At 33.7% G+C, this 21859-nt stretch carries 20 protein-coding genes and 1 tRNA gene; 12 read left to right on the top strand and 9 right to left on the bottom strand.

The window, feature by feature from the left end; genetic code table 11:
• Positions 1-116 precede the first annotated feature (116 nt).
• Both HCX49_RS09305 and HCX49_RS09300 read left to right on the top strand, forming a co-directional pair.
• Entirely contained in the window at positions 117-1139 is a 1023-nt protein-coding gene (locus tag HCX49_RS09305; protein ID WP_021190080.1) for an AraC family transcriptional regulator, read from the top strand.
• A gap of 253 nt (positions 1140-1392) precedes the next feature.
• Positions 1393-2298, top strand: coding sequence for an AraC family transcriptional regulator (locus HCX49_RS09300; RefSeq protein WP_021190079.1), 906 nt, complete (start codon positions 1393-1395; stop codon positions 2296-2298).
• A gap of 39 nt (positions 2299-2337) precedes the next feature.
• Here the strand turns inward: HCX49_RS09300 and HCX49_RS09295 are convergent, their stop codons facing one another.
• The 3 genes from HCX49_RS09295 to HCX49_RS09285 form a co-directional block, all read right to left on the bottom strand.
• Positions 2338-2682 carry a hypothetical protein gene (locus HCX49_RS09295; RefSeq protein WP_132773924.1) on the bottom strand — a complete coding sequence of 115 codons (345 nt, stop codon included), beginning with the start codon at positions 2680-2682 and terminating at the stop codon, positions 2338-2340.
• Complete coding sequence (locus tag HCX49_RS09290) at positions 2666-3313, bottom strand: SatD family protein (protein ID WP_132773922.1); 648 nt, start codon at positions 3311-3313, stop codon at positions 2666-2668. The genes HCX49_RS09295 and HCX49_RS09290 overlap by 17 nt, the downstream gene beginning before the upstream one ends.
• A gap of 135 nt (positions 3314-3448) precedes the next feature.
• The gene (locus HCX49_RS09285; protein ID WP_168126874.1) at positions 3449-4591 is read right to left on the bottom strand and encodes a TlpA family protein disulfide reductase; all 1143 of its coding nucleotides are present in this window, start codon (positions 4589-4591) and stop codon (positions 3449-3451) included.
• 298 nt (positions 4592-4889) lie between these two features.
• Here HCX49_RS09285 and HCX49_RS09280 point away from each other — a divergent pair, with 298 nt between their 5' ends.
• Complete coding sequence (locus tag HCX49_RS09280) at positions 4890-5957, top strand: DUF4476 domain-containing protein (RefSeq protein ID WP_165905992.1); 1068 nt, start codon at positions 4890-4892, stop codon at positions 5955-5957.
• A 56-nt stretch (positions 5958-6013) separates the two neighbouring features.
• Here HCX49_RS09280 and HCX49_RS09275 read toward each other — a convergent pair whose 3' ends face one another.
• From HCX49_RS09275 to HCX49_RS09260, 4 genes are all read right to left on the bottom strand, one after another.
• Complete coding sequence (locus tag HCX49_RS09275) at positions 6014-6988, bottom strand: alpha/beta fold hydrolase (protein WP_168126873.1); 975 nt, start codon at positions 6986-6988, stop codon at positions 6014-6016.
• A gap of 259 nt (positions 6989-7247) precedes the next feature.
• Positions 7248-8003, bottom strand: a complete 756-nt coding sequence (locus tag HCX49_RS09270) for a Ku protein (protein WP_021190073.1) — start codon at positions 8001-8003, stop codon at positions 7248-7250.
• A gap of 60 nt (positions 8004-8063) precedes the next feature.
• A complete protein-coding gene (locus HCX49_RS09265) occupies positions 8064-8255 on the bottom strand; it encodes a hypothetical protein (protein ID WP_021190072.1) in 192 nt (63 codons plus the stop codon).
• 457 nt (positions 8256-8712) lie between these two features.
• The gene (locus HCX49_RS09260) at positions 8713-9672 is read right to left on the bottom strand and encodes a YeiH family protein (RefSeq protein ID WP_132773913.1); all 960 of its coding nucleotides are present in this window, start codon (positions 9670-9672) and stop codon (positions 8713-8715) included.
• 266 nt (positions 9673-9938) lie between these two features.
• Between HCX49_RS09260 and HCX49_RS09255 the strand changes: the two genes are divergently transcribed.
• The 7 genes from HCX49_RS09255 to HCX49_RS09225 all read left to right on the top strand — a co-directional run bounded on the left by HCX49_RS09255 (position 9939) and on the right by HCX49_RS09225 (position 17613).
• A complete protein-coding gene (locus tag HCX49_RS09255) occupies positions 9939-10100 on the top strand; it encodes a thiol:disulfide interchange protein (protein WP_132773911.1) in 162 nt (53 codons plus the stop codon).
• A gap of 418 nt (positions 10101-10518) precedes the next feature.
• On the top strand, positions 10519-11562 hold the full coding sequence (locus HCX49_RS09250) for a hypothetical protein (protein ID WP_132773515.1): 1044 nt from the start codon (positions 10519-10521) through the stop codon (positions 11560-11562).
• A 317-nt stretch (positions 11563-11879) separates the two neighbouring features.
• Positions 11880-13208, top strand: coding sequence for a gluconate:H+ symporter (locus HCX49_RS09245; protein WP_168126872.1), 1329 nt, complete (start codon positions 11880-11882; stop codon positions 13206-13208).
• A gap of 52 nt (positions 13209-13260) precedes the next feature.
• The gene (locus tag HCX49_RS09240) at positions 13261-13737 is read left to right on the top strand and encodes a RidA family protein (protein ID WP_021190979.1); all 477 of its coding nucleotides are present in this window, start codon (positions 13261-13263) and stop codon (positions 13735-13737) included.
• The gene (locus tag HCX49_RS09235) at positions 13734-14843 is read left to right on the top strand and encodes a D-TA family PLP-dependent enzyme (RefSeq protein WP_206368338.1); all 1110 of its coding nucleotides are present in this window, start codon (positions 13734-13736) and stop codon (positions 14841-14843) included. The genes HCX49_RS09240 and HCX49_RS09235 overlap by 4 nt, the downstream gene beginning before the upstream one ends.
• Before the next feature lie 3 nt (positions 14844-14846).
• Entirely contained in the window at positions 14847-15926 is a 1080-nt protein-coding gene (locus tag HCX49_RS09230) for a dipeptidase (RefSeq protein WP_021190977.1), read from the top strand.
• Positions 15927-16134: 208 nt separating this feature from the next.
• Positions 16135-17613, top strand: a complete 1479-nt coding sequence (locus HCX49_RS09225; RefSeq protein WP_132773521.1) for a glycoside hydrolase family 130 protein — start codon at positions 16135-16137, stop codon at positions 17611-17613.
• On the opposite strand, the gene HCX49_RS09220 is transcribed toward HCX49_RS09225, so the two are convergent.
• Positions 17591-19807 carry a glycosyltransferase family 4 protein gene (locus HCX49_RS09220; protein ID WP_132773523.1) on the bottom strand — a complete coding sequence of 739 codons (2217 nt, stop codon included), beginning with the start codon at positions 19805-19807 and terminating at the stop codon, positions 17591-17593. The two genes, HCX49_RS09225 and HCX49_RS09220, sit on opposite strands and share 23 nt — an antisense overlap.
• A gap of 527 nt (positions 19808-20334) precedes the next feature.
• Here HCX49_RS09220 and HCX49_RS09215 point away from each other — a divergent pair.
• Positions 20335-20523: a CsbD family protein gene (locus HCX49_RS09215; RefSeq protein WP_031289203.1), complete on the top strand. Its 189-nt coding sequence runs from the start codon at positions 20335-20337 to the stop codon at positions 20521-20523.
• Positions 20524-21035: 512 nt separating this feature from the next.
• On the opposite strand, the gene HCX49_RS09210 is transcribed toward HCX49_RS09215, so the two are convergent.
• Positions 21036-21109: transfer RNA gene (locus HCX49_RS09210), tRNA-Ile, on the bottom strand.
• An 87-nt stretch (positions 21110-21196) separates the two neighbouring features.
• On the opposite strand from HCX49_RS09210, the gene HCX49_RS09205 reads away from it, so the two are divergent.
• Positions 21197-21835 carry an HAD family hydrolase gene (locus tag HCX49_RS09205; protein WP_206368335.1) on the top strand — a complete coding sequence of 213 codons (639 nt, stop codon included), beginning with the start codon at positions 21197-21199 and terminating at the stop codon, positions 21833-21835.
• Positions 21836-21859 lie beyond the last annotated feature (24 nt).

Genomic DNA, 21859 nt, shown 5'->3' with positions numbered 1-21859 from the left:
TTATTCGTATTCCTTAAATTGTTTTTACGTGTCGATGTGTAATATTATCGTCGCATTTTTGGAATGATAGTCAAATGATCATTAAATTAGAAGATCGATGCCAATTGGATTAATTCATGAGAAAAACGCAAATAAAGAATTTTTATGATTACTATCAGCCTGATCGTTGTGAACCGTTAATTCATGCTTCGGAGAACGGGGCTGTGCAGATGAAAGGTCTTAGTCGATTTGATTATCCAGGACAGGAATTACCGGATGCTATTTTGCCGGGAATTTATAGTATGGGTTATTGGGATGCTAAAACTGATCAGAACTGGGGGTTGGACTGGCACCGGAATGAAGGAATAGAATTTTCGTTTATGGAGTCTGGTAGTTTATATTTTTCTACTGAAAGTGAGACTGTTCATCTTCACCCCGGTAGCTTAACCATAACTAAACCGTGGCAATTACATAAGGTCGGTAATCCGATCGTAACGATAGGTAAGCAATACTGGATTATTATTGATGTTGGTGTGAGGCAACCTCATCAGGAATGGAAGTGGCCTGACTGGATCATTCTTTCAAAAGAAGATTTAGAATATCTGACAAAGATCTTACGTGAGAATGATGTTAGGGTTTGGCAATCGGATAAGAAAATACAAGAATGTTTTATTGAGATAGGGAAGTGTCTGGATCATGCGGAAATAGAAATTCCGCAGTCTAGGCTTAATATCTTAATCAACAGCTTACTGCTGGAAATATTAAGTCTTTTTAAAAAGGGTGATATTGAGTTTGACCAATCGTTAACACATAATCTAAGAACTGTTGAAATCTTTTTAAACCATTTGCGTACCGATTTTGAAAAATCATGGACACTTGAAGATATGGCAGAACACTGTGGACTTGGAAAAACGAGTCTTTCTAAATATTGTAAGCATTTAACAAATATGACTCCTGTCAATTATTTAATTAATATCAGATTGGAAACTGCGGCAAAAATGCTGATTGATCAGGAGGAAGAACACGTAACCAACCTTGGTTATTCTTGTGGTTTTACTAGTTCTCAATATTTTGCTACTGCCTTTAAAAAAAGATATAAATGCAGCCCGAGCGAATACCGCAGCAGATTTAGAAATGGATATGTGGGAAAGACTGCTTAAATTCTGATTTCTTTTTGTGAAAGCGAAATGGTGGTTTTGAAGAATGGAAATATGTTCATTATTCAACAACGGTATATATTAAACATGTTGCATGTTTTTTAGTGCTATTTTTAGCATTGTCAATACATTTTTTTTATTCTTTAGTTTAGTGACGTGATAAGTCGATAGAAATTATAAAGAGGAATAATGTGCAACATGTGATTGTAAATAGGGAATTTAATCACCAACTAAACCACCAATAAGATCAATTAATATGAAAGTACTTCCATTTACTTTGCTTATACCTGATGGTAAGAGTATGCTATCGGAAAGAGTTGAATTGCCACATTTCTATCAGCATATGCATCATCATAATGAATACGAAATTATTTGGGTAGAACAAGGTGAAGGAACTTTACTGGTTGGAAATAATATGCATAGTTTTCGTTCAGGAGATATTTTTCTAATTGGAGCAAATGTCCCTCATGTATTTAAATCCAATCCGGAATATTTCACAATGAAAGATCGGTTAAAAGTGAAAGCATGTTCATTATATTTTAACCTTTCGGGTATATTATCGGGTTTATTCCAATTGCCAGAGATGCATGTGTTACGTTCTTTCTTAAATCAGAATAAACAAGGCTTTCAGATACCGGGCAGGTATACGGTCGAAATTGCAAATCTAATGCTACAACTTCACAATGCTAGCGGTGTGGATGTGCTGTTACAGTTACTAAGCTTATTGAACCAATTGAAAGAAATGTCACCTCATTTGTTACCATTAAGTACCGATGTGTATTCGTCTGATCTTAATGCGAATGAAGGAGTTCGGTTTGATGCTATTATCAATTATATCATGCAAAATTTTAATAGTCAGATTACTTTAGAGGATGTTGCAAATGAGGCACATATGACACCTCAGGCTTTCTGCCGTTATTTTAAAAAACATACCGGAAATACTTTTGTTACCTTTCTTAATGAGATCAGAATTAATGATGCCTGCAAAAGCTTATTGACAGGAAAACATAAGGACCGTATATCTGGCGTTGCATATCAAGTGGGATTTAATAGCTTGACAAATTTTAACCGGGCTTTTAAAAGTGTGGTTGGGCAATCACCAAAAGCTTATATAAATGCCTATCATCATGTTAGCAAAGGAAGTTCTCTGGCAACTGTGTAATTTTTTCTTTAGATTTGGATGGCAGTGCAATGATCCATTTTACTTAAATAATGTATAATAGAATATGCTTAGGGCTACGGAAATTAAATTTCCGATCAGATAATAGTCATTATAAGCCGCTTCTTTTTTGATGTTTTCAGGAGTGTCTTCTTTATCCGCGCGTTTAAGTCTTGTTCCTAATTTTAAAGCGCCAAAGAGTGTGAGCACATGTGGAAAACCTTGACATAAACTATAAGTCATAAATAAACGTTCCAAAATACCTTTTACTGTAGATTTAGGATCAAACTTTTTGTTGTTGACCGATTTAGGCGTGAAAAGCCAAAATAGAAGACTAAGAAGGACTTCTGAAAAAAGAATGATTATTATTTTATAAACGAAGTGCATGGGGCAGTTTACTTATTGATTTTAAAATTGTTTTAGTTGCTTCATAAGATGAAATATTTAAAGTTTTCTCACGTTTCCAAATCTGAGATCTTGTTTTATTTATTTTTTCAGCAACAATCTTATAATCATTAAATTTAATAAATGCAGAGATTAAATTATAATCTTTCTCGGGATTCCATTTGTCAATGATATTTTCGAAGATAAGAAATGTATTGTTTAGAAGAGAGTCTAAATTAATATCTCCGATCTGTATGTAAAATCTTTGAGAATTGGTCTTCATACTGTTGAGTTTGTATCGTGCATCGCGTAATCCTTCACCTAACATTTCATAGGCGATTCTCTTATTAATGTTGGTTTCAATATCACCGTAAATAAGCACGTAGCGTAATTGAAAATCAAACCCTTGTATGATAATTTCTTCTTCTAGTGCGATAATGATATTTAATGCTGTTTCTAAATCCTTTGTTAGTCCCTGAAATTCATCGCCAAGTGTGATGGTAAGCGGAGATAATAGACTGTTTTCATAATCATGATTGATTTTGCTTACTGTTTCTTTAAAGTTTTGCATCAACAATGCTTGATTTTTTTGACCGCTTCCAATCACATCGCTCATCAATATAAAGTGTTTCATGATAAATGATTTTTATTACTTTATGTCAAATATAATGAAACAAAGTGTTTTATTTCATTAAAAATGAAATTATAAAAAACATGGAAGCATTTTTTTAATAGCTCTTGACCATGACTGATTAGTATTTTGAAATGTTTATGAGTTTTCTTTAAGTAGATTTTCTAATACTGTTGTTAGATGTTCTATTTTGATATTACCATTTACAATCCGATTGGTTCTCATATCGACTAGAATATAACGAGGGTATGACACTATGCCGGCTTCAACTTGGAAAGCCGGGTATTGCTTTGAATCTAACCAATAATTGATAAAGTTAAAATTGTGGTTTTGTAAATATGATCTCCAATCCTGCATTTTACTGTCCATCGATATGCTTATAAACTTTAATTCACTTTGATCTGCATATGCTTTTGATATTCTTGAGAATTCGGGATGTTGCTGTCTACAAGGGCCACATGCAGTGTGCCAAAAATCGATAACTAGATAGTTAGAATTACCACTAACTTCTTTTAGACTTTTAACCTTATTATTTTGAGATGTTAATTTGATTAAAGGAAATAGAGCGTTTTTCTTATCGCTATAGGTTAAAATCATGTTGTCATAGGCATCATAGAGCAAGGTTGCTTTTTTGCTTCCAATAGTAGCAGTATCGATGCGTAAAACCGTATTTAAAATTTGTTCTCGATTTTTGAATACATGCCCCGAATTTATATAGTAAAACGAGGGGTTAGCTATCATGGATAATAACATCTCATAGGATACCAATGATTGAGGATAATCATTCAAAATAACTAAATATTGCGCTAGTTTGTTACGATCCCATTCTTCTTGACGGCTATTATCAGTTTGTAATAGCGGATCGCCAAATTCCCTATTTATTGCTACGATTTTTTGCATCTCCTCATTTAAAATAGAATTTTTAACATATACAATTTTTGTGTCATTATCGATACTGCAGTTTATATTTTTACGATCAATAATTACGGAGATTAAATCTCTATTGGGATTAATGTCCCCATTGCTAAAAGCTATATTTAATGCATTAAAATCTTTATAAATCGAATCAGAAACTATAAAAGTTTCCGAGCCCGAAATATCTTTCGTTATTTCTTTTTCTAATGTAAAGCTAAAACGCTCATTTACGATTTGCTGCTGATCTAATTTGCTACTTTCATATAAACGATAAATATATTTTGGAATAGGATTTTTTCCATAAACATTTCCATAAATGGTCACTTCTTGTGCTTGCGCAGTTACCTGACAAAAAATAATAAACAAGATAATTTTGACTACTTGTGTCATATATTAATAGGATTTTATATTGGTTTATAATGATATATTTCTTATCACTAAATGAATATAAAGATTAAATTTCACTATATCTCATTAATGGGGAAATTTAGTTGTATAATATATTGATTATTAAAGATGACGAGAGATCTAAAAGAATGAAATTTTTAAATAAAGCATTTTTAATAAGAATGCCAATCAATCATCTCTATTAAAATAAATTGTTACTTGCGTTAATCCTTTTATATTTATGTCTGTCGAATATAGACACCATCAATCCTTTTTTATGTTAAAGAAATCTTATTTAATTGCTGTTTTTTTGTTTTGCTTTTGCCTTGTTCACGGTCAAAATCGAAGTAGTCGAGGAGGAAATGTAACTGTATTTTCGGATCAGGAAGCATTCTACTTATACATCAATGGAATTCAGTATAACGAACGGCCCACGAAACAAATCAGAGTGGAGCGCATGAAAGACCATAGCTACGATATTCAGGTTGATTTTGTCGGAAGAGAAAAATCGACACTTTTAAAAAGGGGTATTTCAATGGTTAATGAAGAAGGTTCTTTTTTGGATTTGACTTATTTGGCTAATGCTTCCAGAAGTAACAGAACTCGTAGTTTGACTTTGTATGCTTTATTTCCTGCAGAAGAGGATATGCCTGACTCGCGTACAGCAAATGTATTTATTTACGGTCGCCCTAAGCAAATGATTGAGGGAGAGTTTGATCCAGGATCTGGTGGTGATGATTATTATGGAGAACAAATGACGAATGCAGAGTTTAATGCTTTTTTGAAAACGATAGATCAAGCTGGATTCGATAATGACAAATTGAAAATAGCTGGTATGACTGCTCCTCAGGTTGCATTTTCGGTGAATCAAATCAGAGAGGTACTTAAGAAGTTTTCTTGGGATGAGGGTAAGATTGCTTTTGCAAAAATGGCCTATTCTAATTGCCCGGAAAAAAGAAACTATATGACCTTAACTGATCAACTTGCTTTTGGAGATAGTAAAAATAAATTGATGGATTTTATAAAAAATCAACCTGTCGATCGTGATTATCTGGAGAGAATGACTGAGGTTGAGCTGAATGATCTGATTAAAGCAATGAGACAGAATGGATTTGATGACGACAAACTTAAAGTACTCGGAACTGTAAGTGGAAAGGTCGCTTTTCCTGTTGCTTCGATTAAAAGAATTCTCAAAGAACTAAGTTGGGATCAGGGAAAGCTATCTGCAGCACAAAAGCTGTATCCGAATTGTATAGATAAACGTAATTATGCAACCTTGTTAGAAGAGTTTACTTTCTTGGATTACAAAGATAAATTCACAGCATTTGTGAGAAATCAAAAATAAGTAAAGCTCTAATCAAATAAGGATCGCTAAATATAGCGATCCTTATTTTTTGAGACTTAAGGATGCTCAGTCACAGAGATCGATTCAAAAGGCAATTTACTTTCAAGCCATTGTAAGATTTCGATATATACCTTTTCTTTGATCGATTCATTGAGAAGTTCATGACGCATCATGGGATGCAGGTGGTATTTTACATCCTGATTACCATGGTCCATAAGGTCTTCAGCGGTCTTAATAACACCTTTTCCAAAATTACCTATAGGATCTTCTTTACCGCTTTCTAATAGAAATGGAAGTTGATTTGGAATGCCATCCGTCCAGTTTGGACCGGAACCACGATTGGCAACATATGCAGTCGCATAAAAAGCGTTGTTGGAAAATGGAATTCCACATAGTGTATCAGCTAAAAAATGGTCACGGTTTTCTTTTGCTAAACTCAACCAGTTGCTATTTTTTTGGTTAGGTTCATTTTTAAATTTTTTATTATTAAATGCACCAAATGAATAGTTAATAAAACTTGATCTGGTTTTAGGAAACATTTTGTTCAATAAAGCGAGTAGTCTTTCTCCTACAACAGCGGATTTATCCATTGTACCTGTACCGATGAGTACGGCTCCATGGAATAGATCACCAATTTCTTGTAAAACACAACGGGTAATAAAAGAACCCATAGAATGTCCTATAATAAAATGTGGTAGATCGGGATACTGTTTTGCAATTAATTTTGCCATCTCAATACCATCGTCTACTAATCTAACTCCCGGGTTTTCGCGTTGTATAAATCCTAATGCATCTTTATTTTTAACGGAGCGACCATGTCCCAGATGATCATAGGTCATTACTAAAAAGCCGTTTGTTGCGAGAAATCTTGCAAAATCATCATAACGTCCACTATGTTCCTGCATGCCGTGCAATATGAGTATTGTTGCTTTGGCTTTTTTTTCCGTGGGGAAGTAAAGAGTTTTAAAGATGTCATGTGTACCGCCTATGGTATCTGTAATCTCATGAAAACTAGATTCAAGATGTATCATGTTTAATAAATCAATTGGGGTAAATCCTAAAAATATCTATTTAAAATGCTTGATGCTTGATCTTTAATCCAAAATTATGGCCTGTTGATTCACAAACAATAAACAGATGTAAGATAAGTCTTTTTTACCTAATTCTAGAAATTGTCTTTTATAGATGATTGAGAATGCTTGTGAAATTATGATTTATTGATAAGACGTTTCTTACGCTGAGATAACATGTATTTTTTATTCAAAAGTTCTTTTCGTAAAATATGGTCATTTATGCGAGACTTGCTTTTAGCTTGGCGAGTAGATCGCTGGCCTTCGTATTGTCTATACTAATTTTTCTGATTGTTGCTCTTTTTCCTTTATCTTTTTGTTTGATTATTTTTAGCAGATCTTCAGTATATTCATTCTTGTATTTACTGATGTCAAATGGTTTGCTATGTTGTTTTATGAGTTGAAGAGCCATATCCATTTCATTCTTCTGAATTTTGATTGTAGTGGGTAACTTTAACTCAGAAATAGCCCTAATCTCTTGCTCATATCGGATCTTATTAAGCAATAATGTGCCCTTGTAGGGTCTGACTATGGCAAGGTGTTCAACATTGCGCATGACGAATGATCCAAGTCCAGCAGTTTTACTCTTTTCAAGTGCTTTTGTGAGTAATTGATACGCTTTTTCGCCACCTTTTTGAGGTTCAAGATAATAAGGAGTGTCAAAATAGATGCTATCAACTTCGTTGAGTTGTACAAAAGCATGTAAGCCAATAATCTTTGTTTTTTCTGGACTCGCTTCTTCAAAGTCAGCATCTTCTAAGATGACATAATGATCTTTAAGAAAATATCCTTTCACAATGTTTTCCCAAACAACTTCTTTTCCGGTTTTTTCGTTTACTCTTTTAAATTTAATATTAGCTTGGTCTTTACGATCGAGCATATCCAGATCTAGACTGCTACTTTCCGTAGCACTGTATAATTTTACTGGAATATTAACGAGCCCAAATCCTATAGCTCCCGTCCAAATAGCGCGCATAGTGAATGAATTTTACTGTTTACAACTAGGAATTAAATTCTTTAAAAGTTTATCTCCAGTTTATAGGGAGCAAGTCTGTTTTAGTCTCCTTAATACTTGATCGATGTATTCCGGAAATTGCGTTAAGGCTTCTCTTAGGTGTCGTTCGCCTTCTATAAATCCTTCTCTTCGTGCAATTTCTAGCGCCGAAAGGTATACTTTTTCAAGATAACCCTCTGGCATTTGTACAGAATCTAAGTCAGTGTTGCTCATAGCTTTAAAATTAAATATTGATGTTTTTCGTTGTTGACTGATTTGGTATAGCTTTAAATAAATGATAACTGCTATCCTTTAAATATATAACATATTGATCTGTAAATGGTTTTAATTTAACATGTTATTTTTAAATTGTTTTACGGATTATTTTGATGTAAAAGTTTTATTAAACTCAAGATGGTATTTATAGAAATTTGCAATTATTTATCTTCTAAATGTCGCGGAAATAATACGTAATAATTTGTACAGTATCGGTGTGTATAAATGGAGATTTTGAGCAGTATAAGGGACTGACTGAATAATGGAATGGCAGGTAAAAGCACAATCGATAATAATCGGTTTGGCTGTTTCGACAAATGAAAAGAGTTGAACAATGCTTATACCGTACATAATCTTCTGCGTTCCTTTTTAAGAAATTTAGATTTACTATTCCCTTCATTTATGATGGAAAAAATTAAAAAAAGTAAAGTATAGTCCCTAAAGAAAGCAGGGAAATGATGACCCAAAGTATTATTCCTTGAAGGAACGGTTTTATCCCCATTTCGATAATGAGTTTACGGCTTAGTCCACAACCTATTAGGAAAAGTGTTAGTGTTAAACCTGTTTTTGCAAAACAAGTGAAGATATGCTGATAGTTATGGATACTTGGTATATAGCTATTTGCCAACATGGCTACTACAAAAAGTCCTATAAACCACGGAATTTTTACTTTTGGACCATTGGTTTTAAACAAATAAGCTGCTAAAAAAGCAACAGGTATGATCCATAATGCTCTACCTAATTTAGCTGTTGTTGCTATTGCTAATGCCTCAGGACCATATTTATTGGCAGCGCCAACTACCGAGCTGGTGTCATGAATAGCGATAGCACTCCATATTCCGAATTGAAGTTGCGAAAGATCAAGCGCATTTCCAACTGCAGGAAATATAAACAGTGCTGCAGCATTAAGGGTGAATATAGTCCCTAATGCAATAGAAAGTTGTTTTTCTTGTACTCTAATAACAGGGGAAATAGCCGCTATTGCGCTTCCACCACAAATAGCTGTGCCGACAGCTATTAGGAAAGATGTTTTATTTTCTATTTTCAAAAGTTTACCAAGGAGATAACCAAAAATTAATGTGAATGAGAGGAAGGTCAACGTTAATAGAAAACTTGTTTTTCCTGTTTCTAACGCTTTGTCTATTTGCATACCAAATCCTAAGCCAACAACGGAAGCCTGTAATAAAATATGCGTTGCTTTTTGATTAAGATGGAGATAGGGATGCCCAACTGTTTGGGCAATAACTATCCCTAATAGGAGCGCTATAGGAGGTGAGATGAGTGCTGGTATACAGCAAGTGATAGCTATCGTTACAAATATAATTTGTCGGATACGATTATTCCTTATAACTACTATTTTGTCCTTAATTTCCATCTCTATCCTTTCGTTACTAGTCCTGTTTTGATTTGTGTTTTTGACTGATACAAATGTCGTGAACACAAAATTTTGATAGAAATGGTGATTTGTTATTGGGTATTACCTATGGTTATGATTTATTATTCTTATTTGTTATAGGTTTATTAGTGGAAAAGTTGAGAATTTAGTTTACACTATGTTACTTTTAAAAAAGTGCTTTAGCTGACTTGGCTTTAATTGTAAGGGAGGAGTTTTAGAATAAATCGCTTTTAACTTCATCTGAAGTGTCGGATTTGATAAAATGCAATAATGAGGCATCAAAGCTATACGGTATCAAAGCAATTCCTCAGAATTATTTGATTGGTCATGATGGAAAGATTGTTGCTATCAATGTTAAGGGAGAGTTTTTATTTAAAAAATTAAAACAAATATTTGAAGGAAAATAATTTTAATTATTATTGGAGCTTCGTTGTAGGTCAGAAGTTTTACTTCTGACCTTTTTTATGCATTTGATTTATGGCTAATCTCTAAAGTCATTGTTTTACAGTAGGTTAAATTAAGTTATTTAGAATGTAGAGATGTTCTAATGCATTTAAAAATAGATTTTTTGAGCTTTTAACATTTAGTAGCAGATTCTTAAATACTAATTGAATATACTATTTACATTGATAATTTATTAGGGTTTGCTGCCTGTATCATTAAGCACCACTTTTTTTAAAACTACAGATAACAGAAAGATGTCTTAAGTAGTTAATTTATACTTTGTTTTTTTTGACTATCATGTAAGATTGCTGTGTTCATATTTAATATTTGATTTTTAAATAAAAAATTAATAAATTTATATAACCAATAAAATCAAAGCTTATGCGAAAGTTATTTCAAAATAATCTTGGACTAAGATCTATAGTGCTGTACATTTTGATATGTATACTCGTTGTAGCTATCAGTGTTGTTTTTCTTCAATATCATAAACTCATAATTGTAAATGCTTTAGATAAAGCTTCTATAAATGGGACTTATATTCTTTACTCTTTGCTTGTAATAAGTTCATTAACTCTTGTAACGACATTTTTTGTTTCTCCCATATTCTTTTTTGAATATCTACAAAAGGAAAATGTTGATTATGTTTTAGTGAAATTGTTACCCTATTTGCCTATGGTTAGTGTATTTTGTGTATATTTTCTTTTATTTGGACCTGGCTATAATGAATTTACTAGTGAGGATAAGTGGAGTTTGATAGATACTGTTTATATAATATTGTCTGGAGTCACTGTATTGATTGCTGGTGTTATTGTTTTACATTTTATAAAAGGTTTTCAGTCTATTTTTAAAAATGCGATGGTTTTTGCCTATAACCAAAGTTATGGTAAAGCTGGAGATCAGTTTAGTTTAGATGATTTTAGAAAGCTTCCAATAAAAGAAAATGAAGAGCCAAAGTGTGAGGAAAATCCAAATGATGAATTGATTAAAAGAGTTGAGAAGTTAATTAATTCTACAGAAGAGTTGGAAGTTGAACCCATTGGAGATGTTAATTTTAATATCGTAATTTATGTTTACGGTGATGGTTTTGATTACTGTTTATTAGATTCCGGACTGGATATTCCGTTTATCTTTGGTGATGAAAATCCGGAAATAGTATTAGCAGAGTGTCACTTTTTACATATTAATATAGCTTTATATTTTAGGATAGATCAAGTGTATATTTTTAACTTTGAAGATAATTATGTTGTTTTAAATCCCGCCATCGATCGAAATTTACATAATATTAGAAGTAAGCGTGTGAATGAAAAACTAAATAGTTATCGTGTTAAAGGTAAACCTTCTGGTTATTTTCATATACATCCAAGTCTAGGTGATAAACTTCGTATAATTGTAGATGGATATGCAAATAAGCGTTTCAATCACTAATATTTGTCATTCAATTTTGTCGGATAATTATTTTTCATCCTTCTTATTCGTTTTAAAATAGCTATTGTTCTTTTTGTCATAAATTTTATGATATAAAAATAATCATCAACATATATTAAATTAATGGTTTCTTGTAATAAATTACGATTGATATAGTTTTTCATTATTGTACTGGGGAAGAGGTTTGAAAGGATTTTATTTTTATATTTTTTAGGAGTTATGAGTTTAGTTTACTAACTTCATTATTGAAAAAAATGATTTATTGAACCAATATTCTGAAGCAAACATGCTTTTGGGATAGACCTAAACTTGCTCTAATGATCTTGACCGTCATTGTATTAAGCTTGTTTTTGCTAATTGTTCTTATTACACAGGCAAAAATAAATGCTTTTCTATCTTTTTTAATAGTTTCTGTTATTTCTGGAATTTTGCTAGGCATGCATTTGGAGAGTCTTATTCTCGCTATTGAAAAAGGTATTGGCTCAGTAATGGGAAGCCTCATGTTAATTTTGGTACTAGGTGCTATGCTAGGGAAAATTGTTGCAGATAGTGGAGCCGCCGAGCGTATAGCGAAAGTCATGGTACGATTAATGGGAGAAAAGTATATCCAATGGGGTTTGATGCTGACTGGTTTTATAGTCGGAATCCCTCTTTTTTATGGAGTAGGATTTGTCCTGTTAGTGCCACTGATATTTTCAATATCCTATCGCTATAAACTTCCTGCCGTATATATTGGTCTTCCTATGCTTGCCGCATTATCAGTGACACATGGATTTATACCCCCGCATCCTTCTCCTGTGGCACTAGTGGCATTATTTCATGCCGATATGGGAGTAACATTGATTTACGGGCTTCTAGTTGCAACTCCTGCAATAATTATAGGAGGTCCTATTTTTGGAATGACACTACGAAATATAAGACCAAAGCACGAGCTGTTTTTTAAACCGGTTGGTACTGAAGTAGGTAGTGACTATAGTGTGCCCAGTGCATGTATTAGTTTTTTAGCCTCGCTATTTCCAGTTTTTTTATTGATTATCGGTACAGTTCTTCCTTATGTAATTGATACGGGTAATGAAAAATTATTGTCTTGGGTGAAATTCATTTCAAATCCAACCCTAGTTATGTTACTGGCTATTTTATTTGCAGGATATAGCTTGGGCATAAAACAGGGGCGAAGTATCAAGTCAATTATGGAGATCTTTGATGGAGCTGTGAGAGATATAGCAATGATTTTATTTATTATTGCAGGCTCAGGTGTATTCAAACAAGTAATGGAAGATAGTGGGGTCAGTTTGGCACTCGCTAATTATTTACAGACCTTACCCATTCATCCATTGGTTTTAGCGTGGTTGATAACTGCTGTGATACGAGGATGTATCGGTTCTGCAACAGTGGCTGCGTTAACAGCGGCTGGTGTGTTATTGCCACTAGCTACAGGTGGGCATATTCATCCAAGTTTGATGGTTCTCGCAATTGGAGCAGGCAGTTTGATGTTTTCACATGTTAACGATGCTGGTTTTTGGCTATTTAAAGAATACTTTGGGTTGAGTGTAAAGGATACGCTTCTATCATGGTCAATCATGGAAGCTATTGTATCTGTTGTCGGTTTACTTGCTGTCCTAGCGTTGGATATGATTATTACTTAAAATTTAATTACCTTAAATAATTATTTGAATAACATAAAATATATAACATATTATGAATTATAATGCAGACGAACAATTTGAAAAATTAGGTTTAACATTACCTCCGGCACCTGCACCTAAGGGTGTTTATAAACCTTTTGTAATTGATGGTAAATATCTCTATTTATCTGGTCATGGGCCTGTACAAGATGATGCATCATTAATTATTGGTAGAATCGGTGCAAGCCTTAATCCTGAGGAAGGTAAACTTGCCGCAAGACAGGTTGGATTAACAATGCTTTCTACTATAAAAACTAATCTAGGTAGCCTTAATCGTATAAAACGTGTAATCAAGGTGTTGGGAATGGTCAATTGTACTTCTGATTTTGAAGCGCATCCAGCTATTATTAATGGTTGCAGTGAATTGTTTGCTGCAGTTTGGGGAACTGAGAATGGAATCGGAACGCGTAGTGCGGTTGGATTTGGATCACTTCCGGATAATATTCCTGTAGAAATAGAAGCTTTGTTTGAATTACATGAAACAGTATGATTAAGCATTGGTATGAATTAAATGATGTTTCAGAAGTAGACTCTCCCGCACTCTTGGTTTATGAAGAGCGGGTTGTCGATAATATTCAAAAAGCTATTGAGATGGTAGGGGGCGATTGTAGCCGGATTCGCCCACATGTCAAAACAAATAAATCGACAGATGTCTGTATTGCTTTAAGGAAGGCGGGTATAAATCAATTTAAATGTGCGACTATTGCTGAAGCTGAAATTCTGGGAGATGTGGGAGCTAAAGACGTCCTATTGGCTTATCAGCCAACAGGTCCTAAGATTGAACGTCTGATTAAGCTTAAAAAACATTTTGGTAAAACCAATTATTCGTGCTTAATCGATCATAATGAGAGCGCTAGGGCATTAAATAGGGCATGTGTTTTAGCAGACTGCTCTATGGATGTGTATATTGATGTAAATATTGGGATGAATAGGACAGGGGTAGCATTGGAAGAGGTCGAGAAGTTAGCCGTGACCATACTGTCACTTCCAGGGCTTCGTTTGATGGGGGTACATGGATATGATGGTCATATCCATGACTCTGATCTCAAAATCAGAGAAGAACAAAGTGCTATATCATATGCATTATTAAGTAAAGCACATTTATTATTAAACCAATTATGTAGCTCAATATCAAGGATGATTATCGGAGGTTCACCTTCTTTTACTTTTCACGCAGATAGAACTGATGTGATTTGTAGTCCAGGGACGTTTGTATTTTGGGACTATGGTTATGGAGAAACTCTAAAAGAGCAACCTTTTGATTATGCGGCATTACTGTTAACCCGTGTTATAAGTATTGTTGATCAGCATCATATTTGTTTGGATTTGGGATATAAAGCTGTCGCAAGTGAATCAGCTTTACCGCGTGTCAAATTTTTAGATCAACCCGATCTTGAAGTCGTAAGCCAAAGTGAAGAACATATGGTCGTAAAGGTTCCAAATGCACAAGTATACGAAATAGGTGCAGCTTTCTATGCTGTACCAAAGCATATATGTCCAACTGTGGCATTGTACGAAAAATTGGTGGTCATCACTGATGGAGAGGTCGATAATTATTGGTATGTTACTGCTAGAGATAGAAAGATTAATTTCTAAAGGATGAAAAAACAAAGATTGATTTTTGATGCGCATTTAGATCTTAGTATGAATGCAATGGAATGGAATCGGGATTTAAGACTTCCGATTGCTGAACTAAATAGTAGAGAGCAGGGGATGGACGATAAACCTGATCGTGGAAATGCAACAGTCTCTTTTGGTGAACTGAAAAGGGGGAATATTGGCCTAGTTGTCGCTACTCAAATTGCAAGATACGTGGAGAAGGAAAGCTCTTTGCCTGGTTGGTATTCTCCAGAACAAGCTTGGGCACAAACACAAGGGCAATTAGCTTGGTATAGAGCAATGGAAAAGGATGGGTACATGCGCATGATCAAAACTAAAACGGATTTAGAAGAGCATATCATTCTTTGGAATGATGAGACCAATAAATCAAATAAACCAATCGGTTTTCTGCTAAGTTTAGAAGGAGCTGATTCTTTAATTGATTTATCTTATCTCGAATATGCTTATGAGCAGGGATTACGTGCGGTTGGGCCAGCTCATTATGGGCCAGGAAGGTATGCGAATGGTACGGACTCAAATGGGAGACTAAATGCAAAGGGAATAGCGTTATTAAGGGAGATGGAACGCCTTAATGTTATTTTAGATGTAACTCATCTTAATGATGATGCTTTTTGGGATGCTATGGATGGATTTAATGGTCCAATATGGGCTAGTCACAACAACTGTCGCGCACTTGTCGACCATAACAGACAATTTAGCGATGATATGATCAAAATCTTGATTTCGAAAAAAGCAGTAATTGGGGTGGCATTAGATGCCTGGATGATGGTTCCCAGATGGGTAAGAGGCGTATCTGACCCTAAGACAATGAATTGTTCATTAGAGGTTATGGCCAATCATATTGACCATATCTGTCAATTGGCCGGTAATACAAATCATGTCGGTGTAGGAAGTGATCTTGACGGCGCTTTTGGTAAAGAACAATGTCCATATGACCTGAAAACTATTGCTGATATTCAGTTGGTTTTTGATATATTGTCACAAAGGGGATATAGTGAGGATGCTTTAGATAAAATAGCACATTCGAATTGGATTAATTTTTTGCGAAATTGCTTATAAATGGTCCGTTTTTAGCGAATACGTGTTTTATACTTACCATACAATCGTTATAATTTGAATGATATTTCTCTGCAGAAGGTACTTCTAAATAATTAAAAATAAGATTTTTATAAATTTTAATAATCTTTTGTGCTTAAATTGTATAACAATGTGATCATTGATGTGTTTTATAAAAAGAATTTATTAGTCACTTTTATTGTTGATATGTATGTATAAACCCGTTCAAGTTAATCGGAAAGATATTTATTTTAGGCCAGATACCAAACGTGTCCTTGCTCGTTTTTTTTCATTAGGTGATGAACGTTCCATTAAAGTAATTCATCGGGTGCTACAATTATCGGATGAAAAACAAAAGGAAGTTTTTGGACAGGTTTTACGAAGTTATTCTCAGCGGCACCGAAGTATTGTGAAGGTGTTTGAGCGTAATTTTGATCGCATAAGACATCTATTGGAAAGATTAGAAATGCCGACGGATAAAATATCGATGACAGCTAAATTATTAATTGGTTCTTACTTTACGATGGAATATTCCATCGAATCGGCAGCTTTATTTAATCCATCTATTGTTGAGCATCCAGATCAGAGCGAGCTTTATAAAGGGGAGAAGAGGGTTATTATCAGTTTTAGAGCAACCGGTGAGGGGCATGTATCTTCGATAGTATTCCGCTCTGGTTATATTGATACGGAGAATAATATTCATCTAGATGTTGTGGGAACATTGCTGGACAAGCCTATCAATATTAAGAATCATCGGTATAATAAAAATAGCTTCATTTCTAAATTGGTTGAGTTGCATCCAAAAGATGCGACGGCTATGCAAAAGCTTAGCGAAAATCTAACAGAAACATTTACATATGAGGAGCTGAAGAGATATGTGGAGGGAATACGTGCTGAAATAGAGCATACAGAGGATAATGATAGTATATTGAAGCAAGCGATATGGCTCGCTTCATCGCATTATGAGATGACTTTCTCTTTGGATACTTCAATATCTGAAAGGGTTATTTTTCCAATTTCTGATACTGAAAAAAGGGGGATTGAAGATGCGAGATTTGTTCGTTTTATAACACCTAAGGGGGAGGTTATCTATTATGCAACTTATACTGCATATGACGGATTTAGTATTTTACCAAAACTATTGACAACTAAGGATTTTTATCATTTTACAGTCAAGCCCATCCATGGAGAAATTGCAAATAAAGGTGCTGCGATTTTTCCGCGAAAGATCAAAGGGAAATATGCTATGCTATGTCGTATTGATGGTGAAAATAATTATATCGCCTATTCCGATTATATCAACATTTGGAATGAAGCTATTCATTTGGTGCAAGAACCTGAAAGTCCATATGAGTTTATACAGATCGGAAACTGCGGTTCCCCAATTGAAACCGCAGCCGGATGGTTAATTATTACACACTCTGTTGGCCCTATGCGCGAGTATTCAATTGGGGCTTCATTATTAGATTTGGAAAATCCACATATAGAAATAGGACGCCTTAGTCTCCCTATTTTAACTCCTAATGATATGGAAAGAGAAGGGTATGTGCCAAATGTTGTCTATTCATGTGGAGCTATTGTTCATAATGATCAATTAATTATGCCTTACGCCATGTCGGACTATGCATCGACTTATGCGACCATTAACTTGAATGAGTTGATTCAGGCTATTCTTCAACCTGAAATTTGATTTTTAAAGACTTATAAACAGTTAAGTAGGCTATAAAATAACATAACGTGCTTTCTGCTCCTTGATTGCGGTTAATGCCATAAGTTTCTAACCCATCACAGCATCCTTTGGTGCTGTGGTCATATAGCGGGAGCTTAAGGTCATTTTCGCCTAAAAACCATTCAAAAGATCGAATCATTTTTTCAAAATATTCTTCATTTTTAGTGATTTCAAATACCTCCCTAAATAAAAGTACTGTGGCTGTAACATCAATGGGCTGTTGCCCGAATTTGCTTATATTTTGATTTTGTTTTGCCCATTTTTGATTGCCAATAATAGATAAAAACCCATTTTGCATAATGATATTTTCGAGAAAATAAAAGCTTGAAAATCCTATTTTTCTAAGTTTATCATCATTTAAATATTTGGTTGACATGAGTATTGCCAGTGGGATAATCGCATTGTCATATGCCAGAACTGGTTCAAACCATTTCCACTCATCATCAGCACTGGAATCATATTCATGTACTAATTTAAAAGCCAGTTTACGGAGTAACTCTGTGACTCTTTCATCATTTGGCTGTTGTTTTAGATATTCAGCAATACCCATCATAGTATAAGCGATAGCACGTATAGATTTTAAATTTTCAAAGTGTGGCATAGCTTTAAAAAACATATTTGATCCTAACTGATAGAAGTCAACAAAAGGTGCTGTATTAAATAGATATCCCAATGCCCATATAGCCCTACCAAAAGAATCTTCAGATCCGACTTCTTCTAAAAATTCATTCTGAAAATTCATGAAGTTATGAAATAATCCGTCCTCTCTTTGAGCATAGTAAATGTAATTAAGATAGGTCGAGATTCTCTTTCTAGTATCCTTTTCTCCAAAGGCTTCATATTGCATCAGGCTAACCAATAGCGCTCTAGCGTTGTCATCCAAACAGTATCCTTCTCGATAGTTGGGTGTTGCAAATGTGGCATGTTGAATAATTCCTACATAATTTGTCAATCGATCAAGATGATCCCATCTGAATTTTGGAAAACGCTCTAACATCGTTATTTTTATATCGGTGTCGAGATTTACTTGTGTAGAGGAGAGCTTTTGGAGTAACTTGACATAAGATCCGCCTAATTTGTTCCAAGTCATTTTCTCACCATGATGGCGAGCCCTACTTCTAAGTTCTTCTAGTTTTTTAGGGTTATCAAATAGGTCAATGAGAATATTTTTTAATTCTTTATGATTTTTAAAATCAAATAAAATGCCTCTTCCATCTGCCAATAAATCTTTCGCATGCCAATAGGGAGTAGATAATACAGCCGCTCCAGCCCCTACAGCAAATGATAATGTTCCACTCGTAATCTGAGCTTCATTAATATAGGGAGTAATATAGATATCACATGCTGTTAAGTAGGTGGTTAGGGTTTCGTTACTGACAAAATCATTGACAAAAATGATGTTGTTTTCCAAGCCCATTTGTTTTATTAAGGCAGTTAGATACTCCCGATATTCTTCGCCAGATTCCAATAAAACGTTTGGATGCGTTTTTCCTACAATAAGGTAAACAGTATTAGGATATTCTTGTACGACCTTTGGAAGTGCATGTATAACTGTTTCAATTCCTTTGTTACGAGCTATAAAACCAAAAGTAAGGATGATGCGTCTATCTGTCAACTGTAGTTTTTCTTTTGCATCGTTCTGTTGGTAATCAAAGGCTGGAACTCCATGAGGTATTAAACGTATTTTGTTTTCATGTACATGATATATTTTTTGGAGAAGTCCAATTGCATAGGAACTCATGACTACTATGATAGAAGCTCTTTTTGCAATTTCAATCAATATTGCTCTTTCATCAATATTTGGTTTTTCTAATATAGTATGTAAGTTGACCAATAAGGGCATATGAAGTAAATTGATCAAAGAGAGTATGTAAACACCGCTATTCCCTCCAAAAATACCATATTCATGTTCCAGCACTACACAATCATATTTATTCTCGTTAATAAAATTGGCCGCTTGGATATAATCTAATTGCTGTTGGGGGTTAATTTCGAAAACAACTTCCTCATTATAAGAATAAGATCGGTCTGAAAGAGCAATAATATGTTGGGTAATAGTTGAATCCTGATGGTCTATGGATTGTAGTAAATCATTGGTAAAAGTTGCTATTCCACATTGTTTTGGCAAATAAGTACTGATGTAGGCTATTTTCATGTTGAATTCTTAAATTTTTTAAATAATTAAATGATTTGATATGCCTGATTTTTTAGTTCAGCTGTTTTGATGAATTTACCTTATTTATGTTTCATGACTGAAACAGGTTGATATAATGGTATTCGGTGATCATTGTTATTTTTAATGAGTTTATTAAGAATGATCGTATTTATTTTTTAAGGAATGTACATGGTGTTAAAAAAATTATTTATATATGTATTTGATCCTCACGCTAGGCACGATAGCTTTTCATGGCTGTTGTGCCTAGTTTGAGAGCTATTGAAAGTATAGGTTCTGAATAAATATTAGTGAATTGCCCATATTCAACATACTAAACAATTAGAAAGTAGAAAAGTTGAATGTTTTTGAATTGTTGAAGGTACTTCTTTTTAAATCAACAATAGAAATTTCTTTTTACCGTACTGTTAAATATTTGTTAATCGAATCAAATTATCCAGCGCATGAAAACAATTTCACTTCCCAAGTGTTATATCTATAGTATTTACTTTAAAAAAGGAGATTTTATTATGAGCGAATTAACATGGAAAGGTCGTTGGAACGAACTAAAAGGTAAAGTGAAACAACAATATGCAGATCTAACGGATGACGATCTATTGTACGCCGAGGGAAAAGAAGATGAATTATTAGGTAAACTTCAAAAGAAAACCGGAAAAACTAAGGAAGAGGTAGAAGATTGGTTAGATAAATTGAAATAGTAAATTTTAGTTTTATATAGCATAAAAAATGGTTAAGTACGATAAGTGCTTAACCATTTTTTTTTGTCTCCAATAATTTATTATTACAACAGTGCCTGATTCATCTTTTAATGGATTAATATTTTAAAAAATAATACATTTCAATTGTTTGTTGTGAAAAAAAATGATCTGAAAATCAGTAGTTTGCGCATTATTTTTGGTATTTTCCCTTATTTGTGAAAAAAAAATTTTAGCTTTGTGAAGCCCATCCCAAAAGGGCATGTTTTTCATAGGTAGATGAAAAGGTCGCGTTAAGTCTAACACGACCTTTTTTTATTTCCATCCATAGATTTGTTATAAATAATAAGCGCATGTTTATTTATCAATAGTTTTGAAAATTGTTTATTCAACATATCTAATTTTACTCAATATTTTTTTGATAACAATCTTAGTCCTGTATATTTGCTTTTAGAGAAATGAGATGAATAGGTTGAACAGAAAAAGCCTCACTAAAAGTAAGGCTTTCTAAGCAGTGCTCCCAACTGGGCTCGAACCAGTGACCAAAAGATTATGAGTCTTCTACTCTAACCAACTGAGCTATAGGAGCGGTTATTATATTTTGTCAAAATGTAACGTTTACCGCGTTTTGACGATGCAAATATTGATATTTGTATTGATATTTCAAAATAAAAAGATGAAAAAAATTAAAAATATTATCCTCGATTATGGAGATGTGATCTTTATGATCGACTTTTTGAGGATGGAGTCTGCCTTTAGTGAGTTGGGAATCAAAAATGTACGAGATTATTATGGTCACCGAGCACAAACAAAACTTTTTGATGATTTTGAACAAGGAAAAATTCCCGCAAAAGCATTTCGAGATGGAATTCGTGAAATTTCCGGTATATATTCTTTGACGGATACACAAATAGATGCTGCATGGAATGCCATGTTAATTGGTGTGATGGATGGAAATCATGAATTATTGCTCGATCTTAAAAATGAATATCGATTATTTTTATTGAGCAATAATAACGAAATTCATTATGGTTGGATTATGGATTATTTAAAAAATAATTTTGACCTCGATGATAATACAGCTTTTTTTGAAAAAGACTATTATTCACATTTAATGGGTATGCGTAAACCCAATATTGAGATTTTCCAATTTGTATTAAAGGAAAATGGTTTGGTCCCCGATGAGACGGTTTTTATAGATGACAGTCCACAGCATTTAAAGACTGCGAGTGAATTGGGATTAAAAACTTATTTGCTCACTAAACCTGATACCTTATATGATTTAATTTATCGTGAAGGCTTATTGAAAAAATAGTGAGATTCTTTTTGTATATCTCAA

Origin of the sequence: Sphingobacterium sp. B16(2022) (assembly GCF_012030425.1) — a bacterium.
GTDB lineage: Bacteria > Bacteroidota > Bacteroidia > Sphingobacteriales > Sphingobacteriaceae > Sphingobacterium > Sphingobacterium anhuiense.
Note: the sequence above shows the minus strand (reverse complement) of the source record. Positions and strands in the feature narration are given on the sequence as shown.

What these genes read in the sequence shown, in the direction of transcription:
- HCX49_RS09305 (WP_021190080.1), top strand. Translation starts at nt 117, where the DNA reads ATGAGAAAAACGCAAATAAAGAATTTTTATGATTACTATCAGCCTGAT.
- HCX49_RS09300 (WP_021190079.1), top strand. Translation starts at nt 1,393, where the DNA reads ATGAAAGTACTTCCATTTACTTTGCTTATACCTGATGGTAAGAGTATG.
- HCX49_RS09295 (WP_132773924.1), bottom strand. Translation starts at nt 2,682, where the DNA reads ATGCACTTCGTTTATAAAATAATAATCATTCTTTTTTCAGAAGTCCTT.
- HCX49_RS09290 (WP_132773922.1), bottom strand. Translation starts at nt 3,313, where the DNA reads ATGAAACACTTTATATTGATGAGCGATGTGATTGGAAGCGGTCAAAAA.
- HCX49_RS09280 (WP_165905992.1), top strand. Translation starts at nt 4,890, where the DNA reads ATGTTAAAGAAATCTTATTTAATTGCTGTTTTTTTGTTTTGCTTTTGC.
- HCX49_RS09275 (WP_168126873.1), bottom strand. Translation starts at nt 6,988, where the DNA reads ATGATACATCTTGAATCTAGTTTTCATGAGATTACAGATACCATAGGC.
- HCX49_RS09270 (WP_021190073.1), bottom strand. Translation starts at nt 8,003, where the DNA reads ATGCGCGCTATTTGGACGGGAGCTATAGGATTTGGGCTCGTTAATATT.
- HCX49_RS09265 (WP_021190072.1), bottom strand. Translation starts at nt 8,255, where the DNA reads ATGAGCAACACTGACTTAGATTCTGTACAAATGCCAGAGGGTTATCTT.
- HCX49_RS09260 (WP_132773913.1), bottom strand. Translation starts at nt 9,672, where the DNA reads ATGGAAATTAAGGACAAAATAGTAGTTATAAGGAATAATCGTATCCGA.
- HCX49_RS09250 (WP_132773515.1), top strand. Translation starts at nt 10,519, where the DNA reads ATGCGAAAGTTATTTCAAAATAATCTTGGACTAAGATCTATAGTGCTG.
- HCX49_RS09245 (WP_168126872.1), top strand. Translation starts at nt 11,880, where the DNA reads ATGATCTTGACCGTCATTGTATTAAGCTTGTTTTTGCTAATTGTTCTT.
- HCX49_RS09240 (WP_021190979.1), top strand. Translation starts at nt 13,261, where the DNA reads ATGAATTATAATGCAGACGAACAATTTGAAAAATTAGGTTTAACATTA.
- HCX49_RS09235 (WP_206368338.1), top strand. Translation starts at nt 13,734, where the DNA reads ATGATTAAGCATTGGTATGAATTAAATGATGTTTCAGAAGTAGACTCT.
- HCX49_RS09230 (WP_021190977.1), top strand. Translation starts at nt 14,847, where the DNA reads ATGAAAAAACAAAGATTGATTTTTGATGCGCATTTAGATCTTAGTATG.
- HCX49_RS09225 (WP_132773521.1), top strand. Translation starts at nt 16,135, where the DNA reads ATGTATAAACCCGTTCAAGTTAATCGGAAAGATATTTATTTTAGGCCA.
- HCX49_RS09220 (WP_132773523.1), bottom strand. Translation starts at nt 19,807, where the DNA reads ATGAAAATAGCCTACATCAGTACTTATTTGCCAAAACAATGTGGAATA.
- HCX49_RS09215 (WP_031289203.1), top strand. Translation starts at nt 20,335, where the DNA reads ATGAGCGAATTAACATGGAAAGGTCGTTGGAACGAACTAAAAGGTAAA.
- HCX49_RS09205 (WP_206368335.1), top strand. Translation starts at nt 21,197, where the DNA reads ATGAAAAAAATTAAAAATATTATCCTCGATTATGGAGATGTGATCTTT.